Source organism: Halalkalibacter alkalisediminis (assembly GCF_028610705.1).
GTDB lineage: Bacteria > Bacillota > Bacilli > Bacillales > Bacillaceae_D > Halalkalibacter > Halalkalibacter alkalisediminis.
The window spans coordinates 21,277-28,400 of record NZ_JAQQWT010000033.1; the positions used below are offsets into that span (position 1 = coordinate 21,277).

6 protein-coding genes and 1 pseudogene are annotated in these 7,124 nt (G+C 38.1%); 3 read left to right on the top strand and 4 right to left on the bottom strand.

Annotated features, from left to right (window positions below; all coding sequences use genetic code 11):
- Positions 1-168 precede the first annotated feature (168 nt).
- On the bottom strand, positions 169-1,251 hold the full coding sequence (locus tag PQ474_RS22030; protein ID WP_273847753.1) for an AraC family transcriptional regulator: 1,083 nt from the start codon (positions 1,249-1,251) through the stop codon (positions 169-171).
- A gap of 131 nt (positions 1,252-1,382) precedes the next feature.
- Between PQ474_RS22030 and PQ474_RS22035 the strand changes: the two genes are divergently transcribed.
- The 3 genes from PQ474_RS22035 (at position 1,383) to PQ474_RS22045 (ending at position 3,110) form a co-directional block, all read left to right on the top strand.
- On the top strand, positions 1,383-1,967 hold the full coding sequence (locus PQ474_RS22035; protein ID WP_273847754.1) for an NAD(P)H-dependent oxidoreductase: 585 nt from the start codon (positions 1,383-1,385) through the stop codon (positions 1,965-1,967).
- A 195-nt stretch (positions 1,968-2,162) separates the two neighbouring features.
- Complete coding sequence (locus tag PQ474_RS22040; protein ID WP_273847755.1) at positions 2,163-2,576, top strand: hypothetical protein; 414 nt, start codon at positions 2,163-2,165, stop codon at positions 2,574-2,576.
- A gap of 105 nt (positions 2,577-2,681) precedes the next feature.
- Positions 2,682-3,110, top strand: a complete 429-nt coding sequence (locus PQ474_RS22045) for a MauE/DoxX family redox-associated membrane protein (RefSeq protein ID WP_273847756.1) — start codon at positions 2,682-2,684, stop codon at positions 3,108-3,110.
- A 258-nt stretch (positions 3,111-3,368) separates the two neighbouring features.
- Here PQ474_RS22045 and PQ474_RS22050 read toward each other — a convergent pair.
- The 3 genes and pseudogenes from PQ474_RS22050 to PQ474_RS22060 form a co-directional block, all read right to left on the bottom strand.
- Positions 3,369-4,729 (bottom strand): annotated as a pseudogene (locus PQ474_RS22050) (IS4 family transposase).
- Positions 4,730-4,911: 182 nt separating this feature from the next.
- The gene (locus tag PQ474_RS22055; RefSeq protein WP_273847757.1) at positions 4,912-5,043 is read right to left on the bottom strand and encodes a hypothetical protein; all 132 of its coding nucleotides are present in this window, start codon (positions 5,041-5,043) and stop codon (positions 4,912-4,914) included.
- A gap of 406 nt (positions 5,044-5,449) precedes the next feature.
- Positions 5,450-6,586, bottom strand: coding sequence for a hypothetical protein (locus PQ474_RS22060; RefSeq protein WP_273847758.1), 1,137 nt, complete (start codon positions 6,584-6,586; stop codon positions 5,450-5,452).
- Positions 6,587-7,124 lie beyond the last annotated feature (538 nt).

Consider the following 7,124-nt stretch of genomic DNA (forward strand, 5'->3'; position numbering starts at 1 on the left):
TTAGTATGAAATTGAACCGCCGTATACGGATCCGTACGTACGGTGGTGTGAGAGGTCGGATAATCAATTAATGATTATCCTCCTACTCGATATATTTGGATTTCCTTACCGTTGTAAACCCGTATTTTTCTGATGTTACTCTCTTAGCGTAGGGAAAATTGGCTTTTTTCATTCCAAAATTCTCTTAGCGTATGTTTTCCGCGTTTTGTTGGTAGGACCCCGAAATAACCCTGTATCTACAGTTTCGCATTTCAGGTTATCCCTATATTGTAACGGCGTTACCCCCGTCCATTTCTTGAAGGCGTTGCTGAATGCGCTCGGTTCCGAGAAATGGAGAGCATATGCAATTTCACCTATAGATATATGCAATTGTTCCAAATAACCGATGGACAATTGCTTTCGCACACGAATAGACAATTCGTTATAAGAAGTTTTCTCCTCTTTCAAACGAAGTTGTAACGTTCGAACACTCATTTGAAAGTGTTCTGCAGTTTGCCGTAAGGTCGGATAATGGGTCGGAAGACAGTGTTCCAACCATTGCAATACTTCATCCGAGAACGATCCTGTCACTTGTAACTTCTCAATGGCTTCTTTGGCAATTGTTTCGAATACGAATAACAATCTTGTATCGGAATACAGAACCAAATTCTCCAACAAGTCCTTACTCATACACAGCATTGTGGAATTGTCTCCAAATGTGGGAATCACTCCGAACACAGTTTCATATGGATGTATTCCCCCCGGTGACTCATGCATAAACCTGACTTCATGCAACGGAACCGTTCGATTACACAGAATTCCGATTAGACGGTAGAGCGAAGTAGCCATACCCTCTGCACAATGGCGGGGAAAACTCCAGTTAGATTGGGTAAACATGCGTATTCTCACATCTTCATCTACGATCTCCCAATCCAGATTGAATCCGCTGCACAACACTTCATTGTAAGTCTGAAACGACTTAAGTGCAGCTTCTATGTTATTGCAATGCATCATGACGTATCCGAGCACGCCCAAATCGGCAAATTCCGTAAACGCCCCCATCTGCAATCCGAAATGATCATCCTGTGTAAAGATCGCCGCCGCGTTTGTCAATCTCTCTAACTCCATTGTTGGGATACGCGCATCCTGTTGCGTCAGAACAGTGCTGTCAAACGATACATACCGGAAAAACGAATCTGTGTCCACGCCCTTATGGACAAGCGACTTCATGATTGGATACAGCATGGTAACAGAAACACCCGAATCGATCACCAAATTCTCCCCTTTGCGTGATTTATCAAGTAAAATACGTTGTTGATCATTTTATTCCGCCATTTTCCAGTATATACTAAGGTTGCTTTTTTACATTATATCACAATGAAATTATCGGGGAGGTAAAAGCAATGAAATCGAAAATGCTTGTCATTAACGGCCATCCGGATGCACAGAGCTACTGTGCAACCTTGGCCAAAGCATATACGGAAGGAGTTCAAGAGAACAACAAAGCCCAAGTCCGAAATATCAACTTAAGCTCAATCTCCTTTGACTTGAATCTGCAACATGGATATGGTAAGCGAACGGAACTGGAAAATGAACTTCTTGAAGCACAGGAGATGATCCGATGGGCGGATCACCTGATATTTGTTTACCCGATATGGTGGGGGAGCACGCCCGCTGTTCTGAAGGGCTTTATCGATCGGGTATTCTTGCCTGGGTTCGCATTCAGATACAGGCAGCATTCACCGTTATGGGATAAGCTTCTATTGGGTAAATCTGCGCACCTGATCGTTACGTCCGACACCCCTACCTGGTACAATCGACTCGTGTACCATCGGGCCGGACTGAATGTCATGAAGCGAAACGTACTTCATTTCTGCGGTATCAAACCAGTACGCATAACCGAGATTGGTCCTATCAGACCATCTACATCTGACCAACGGGATAAATGGATTGCTCACGTTCGAGAGCTTGGTGCCAAACTCTGCTGATTTTCATGTATGCTATTTAGCCCCCTAATGAACTTGTACAATACACCCCTTATTCCGATACAATAAAACCAAGACGGAGGGGAACGCCATGACAAGGAAACAATATGACCTGATTTCAAGAAAAGGGTTGTCGCCAAAGGCAAAGAAATCAGCAATATGACAGCTGCAGCCCGGCAACATGAACTGGATCCCAAGATGGTGCTTCGATGGGCCAGAGAATTGGAGCGTACAAGTCTAGATCAGTTAGATGGAACACGCTATAAGCAAGCGGCCTTTGTTCCTACAGCATCTGATTATGCAGCACTTGAAAAGGAACATGAGAAAATAAAAAAGCTGTATGCTGAACAGGCATTGGAACGGGAAATTCTTCGAGACCTGTTAAAAAAACGAACCCAAGCTTGCGGATATAATAAAGATTGCCCAAACATACATTGTCCAAGGACATCCCGTATGACTTGTACTGCGCATCCTGGAAGTGGAGCGCTCCACTTACTATGTATGTTCAAGCACAACCGCCCTCTCCAGCTGAAAAGCAAAAACCAAACAGTGAGCTTGAGAGCAGAGTCCAACGTACAAGTTTCGCAAGAACCGCAGGAACTGCGGGGATAGCCTGCTTATCTTCGCTCGTTGGAGCGTTCAACGCATGAATCTCGTGACTTTTAGTCATGAGAGGTTCAATAAAAATAAAGTGTAATTAATTGGGCGGAGGGCATTATGACTATTAAAACAGGATGCTTTATCTTTATAAGAGTTTTTTTGGGGTTGATGTATTTATGGATAGTTGCTGACCGTTTAGGCTTCTTGAGTCCAGTTGGAAATCTAGGTGTGGTCTGGGGGAATTTTGATAACTTTTTGGAGTATACAGCTACTTTGAACCCTTGGTTCCCAAGAGTAGTGTCTGATATCCTAGGTTATTTTGTAACCTTCTTAGAAGTTGTGCTTGGTGTTTTATTGGTGAGTGGTATTCGCTTAAAAGAGGCTGCTTTAGCTAGTCTTGCCCTGCTTTTGGTATTCCTATTGAGCATGATTTTCTCGATCGGTTTTAAGGAAGCTTTTGATTACATTGTTTTTACGGTAGTTGTTGCAGCGGCTTCGGCACTTCTTTACAGGGAAGCAAAAAAGAGGAGGCCGGGGTGGGTTTAGCGAAACCTAATCACTTGGTCACAAAGAGGGGATTAGGCTTTATTATTTCAAATTCGTACGTTCTTCTTTCTTTGGTAAATGCGTTGTTAAAAATAGTAATTTCAGTGGTGAATGGTCATAAACATAGCACAGGTGTAATAATTTTGTGTCTGTTAAGTCTAAAGCAGTGCAACTTTTAAAGAGAGCCTATATATCAAGCCCTTGGAAGTTAATATTAAATAGTTGACAGAGAAATTGTGATTGTCTTATATTATTAACTCAACTTTCGCAGACCAAATTAGGCAGGTAAGCCCTGATGTAGCTTGGTAAACCTGCAATCCATTGTGATAGTTGATTTTTAAATAATTGTTGTGTTTGTTTGTTCGTCTTTTTCAAGACATCTTGAAGAAGCTCGATTAATTGCTGTAAAGCGACAGCCCAATCAAGTTCATTCACTTCGTCACAAAGGTCATAAAACAAACCACCTAATGTGCGTTCATCTGTGTGGCAACGATTTTGCCAAGAAAGAACGATATATCTAGTAAAAACAATGGTTGTATGACTAATGAGTAAGTCATACGAGCGTCCTTGAAACTCTTTCTGTAAGCGAAGAAGCGATTTTGTCGTCTTAAAGAACACTTCAATATCCCAACGGATGCCGTAAATACGCACAATTTCTTGTTCGGAAAGCGTGCAATCTGTACTTAGAATGGCAAGCCATTCACTCTTCTTATTACGGTTTTGAACGAACACGACTTTAACCGATACGCCGTTTTTCATCGTCGTCGTGATGGAACGAAGAAGCCCTTTCTTTCCTTGAAGGGGCGACGCGGATCGGTAGAGTTCTTTTAATGAAACCATTTGACCATCAACTTGATAACGTTGCTTCGCATTTTTGACCATGCCAATGACGTCAAGTCCTTGTTCGACGATCGCCTGAATCAAAGGTTGTTGAGTAAACCACGTGTCCATCAATACGTAAGAGTCTTCGATACCATTGGATAATGCTCGTTCAATCATCGCTGGGATTTGATCAGGTGCTGACTGGAGAGCTTCGCTACGGCGCTTGTAACCAGAACTTCGTTTATCAATTTCTTCGTTGATCCCATTAATAGAAGACTTTTTTGAGCTTAGTAAAGAGAAGTCAACCGGCATGAAAGTATAACCGTCTGACCAGCCTAATGTAAGCATTCGAAATCCTTTATAAAATCGCATTTTCAAGGAAGCATGATCAAAACAACGGGCAAGTAACTCCACATTCTTACTACGATTTCTATCAAACTAGAATCATCAATAATTAGCACTTTTGGACGGTCCTTAGATGTAAGCACGCTGACCTTTTGAATGGTAGCTGTACTAAAGAGTAAAAGGAATTTCCGCCAAGCAAATTTGGAATGATTTAAAAAACGATAGACGGTATCTTTGCCTGGATAACGCTCGCTCTTTTTAGAAGTGACAAGGGTAAACCAATTTTTTTGATGAAAGATCAGACTAAAAACAAGCTGAAACAAATAGGCGCATGAAAACCCAAAGTTTTTTCGAATACCTGCTTGGCGAAGGTATTTTGATATTTGTAATTCAGAGAATACTGCAGAAAGTTCATTTGGTAGTTGCTCATTCGAGTGTTTTTCCTTTATCATAGAGAAGGCACCTCTTCTTTGTGGTAATGGTTTCTAGTCAATTCCACTATACCAAAGAATCAGGTGCTTTTTCTGTTTAAAAGCACTCGTCAAGTAACATAATTACTAGTTCTTAAAGCTTTGATAGACCTACTCAAAGGTCAATTTTCAAGGTGCGAAAGTTGAGTTATTAATATAAGACATTAATAGTTATTAAAATAACAACAAATAAAAAATGGATCGGAAGCATTCTGCGGAAAAGAATCTTTTGTTTTTTTTTCGTAGCTTTGGCTTGTTTCATTCGATTGTTTATTTCCATATTTTTGAGTATCCATGGTTTTTAGCCTCCTTTTTTAATATTGGTTAAAGCATTGCCTATTCTTAATGAGCTTGATCATGAATACAATTTTTTGAAGTGAATTTAGAGGGAAACGGTGATTTAAAGAGGAATAGCTAATAAAATTTCAAAAAATTGAAATGAGCTGAAACTTAAGTCTTATGTCACTAATGTGATTTCCCTTTTTCTAAAAAAAGCGAAATCACTTATAAAATCACCACCATTTCGCACTGGAGGAAAGATAAAACGACTAGGAGCACTGTACGTACTTGAAAATAAAGCCAATAAGGGTTCCAGAAAGTTGAATTAAACAAGAACAAAAGCCATATCACTAAATTGTGATATGGCTTTTGTTCAATAGTATAATTCAAAATTTTTAAAATTTGATGTGAAAATCGGAGTACTTAGAACTTGTGAAACATTTTTATGAAATTAGCTAATTCGTATAAAGAATACTGACGATTAGGCAGGTACCAGAATTTTGCACAATAATTTGGAGTTGTTTCTATAAATTGATTATTAAGTAGTTTTTTGGTCAAGTTCGTAAAATGGTAAATATCTCCTTTCCATAATAACATTGCCTTCTTCTTGGGAATAATTATTTCCGCAAATTCATAACAAGAAGGATCCTCTCCATTTTTGAATAAAATATAGTCACCGTTTTTGATATAACAATTCTTCAGTAAGTAATCAAATGTATTGTAAATTCGAGTGCCTTTAAAAGTTTGTTCATCATTTGAATTATTTTCTTCAGATCTAGTCCAGTCAAGATCATTTGAGTAGAAGTATCCATTCATATTAAATACTTTTAAACTTGATACTGCATTAAGGTCCCTCATTCGAGCGCGAAAGTTGGATGAAAGATCAGGTATAGAAATCACTTTTTTTTCAAAACTTGAATTCCAACTAAATAGCATTTCAGAATCATTTTCTGTATTTATGCTGATATGAGGCTGTTGAGAAGTAAAAATTTCAGTTGAGATGTCATCTACAATAGATAAAATTAATCGAGGTTTATCCGCTGATGGGATCATCTTTTTTATGAAAAACCAAGAGGTTATAAAACTATCTTTGGTATCTGGAGGAAGATGAGAAAAATGTGTTAAGGATTTTTTATAAAATCTTAGTGTACCGCGATATATGATCTCATTATTATAGGTAAATAGTAAGTTGCAAATCCAATAATAATTATTCTGTTCTTTTATTTGTTCTTGATTCAGTGAAAGGAGGACTCGCCATTCCTTAGACCATCTTTCGTGTCGATGCAATATCTTTTTAAATGTGTCCACCAGTAGTTCGATATGTTTCTTATCCCCATCGCTTAAAGAAGTTATGCCTCCAGATTGATCTGAAATATAATTTAATATTTCTTCTAGGTCAGAAATGCGGTAGGGTGGTATATTCTTGTCTAAATCCTCCTTAACAATCGGCATTACTTCTTGTGAAGTCTCTTCCGTCATGATGGACCAAACAGGAAGGCCAAATAAATCACTATTTTCAAGTAACCGTCCATATTTTTGTTTAATTACTTTGCGGTTCAAAATTCCGTGCTCGTTTAACATTATTTTTTTATGTTGTCATGATTGAGAGGAATTTCCTTCATAAGTTGTTTTACAAGTTTTTCATCCCAACTCGTCTTTACTTCTTGTAAATCTTTTATTTGTTTATTTTTTTGTCTCACAACATCCTCCTATAAAGTTGCACTAAAATGGTCATTTTCCGCACTTTTTATAAGTATAAAGTGTGTTAGATTCTATGTATAGCTTTAGTTTAATATTAATATAGTTTAAATCCCAGGTTTAACAAGGAAAGAAAGCAATTCAAAAAATTGTAGTCACAACATGAAATTTATTTATTGTGCTACGCTGTAAGTGGGTGATGATTGTGATAAAGGATATCGATCAGAAGTTAAGAATGGATTTTCAACTGTGGCTTGCTCAATGGAATGATATACCTTGGGCAGAAAATTATAATCACAGTATTTATATGAAATTATATAATGTCATTAGCTTTGCATAAAGTTTCTTCAAATTTGTCAAGTAGTTTTGAGTAATTTATGGTTTCAAGGCACAAAAAAAC

Excerpts from the sequence above, each read along its gene's own strand:
- PQ474_RS22045 (WP_273847756.1), top strand. The coding sequence starts at position 2,682 with ATGACTATTAAAACAGGATGCTTTATCTTTATAAGAGTTTTTTTGGGG.
- PQ474_RS22040 (WP_273847755.1), top strand. The coding sequence starts at position 2,163 with ATGGTGCTTCGATGGGCCAGAGAATTGGAGCGTACAAGTCTAGATCAG.
- PQ474_RS22035 (WP_273847754.1), top strand. The coding sequence starts at position 1,383 with ATGAAATCGAAAATGCTTGTCATTAACGGCCATCCGGATGCACAGAGC.
- PQ474_RS22055 (WP_273847757.1), bottom strand. The coding sequence starts at position 5,043 with ATGGATACTCAAAAATATGGAAATAAACAATCGAATGAAACAAGCCAA.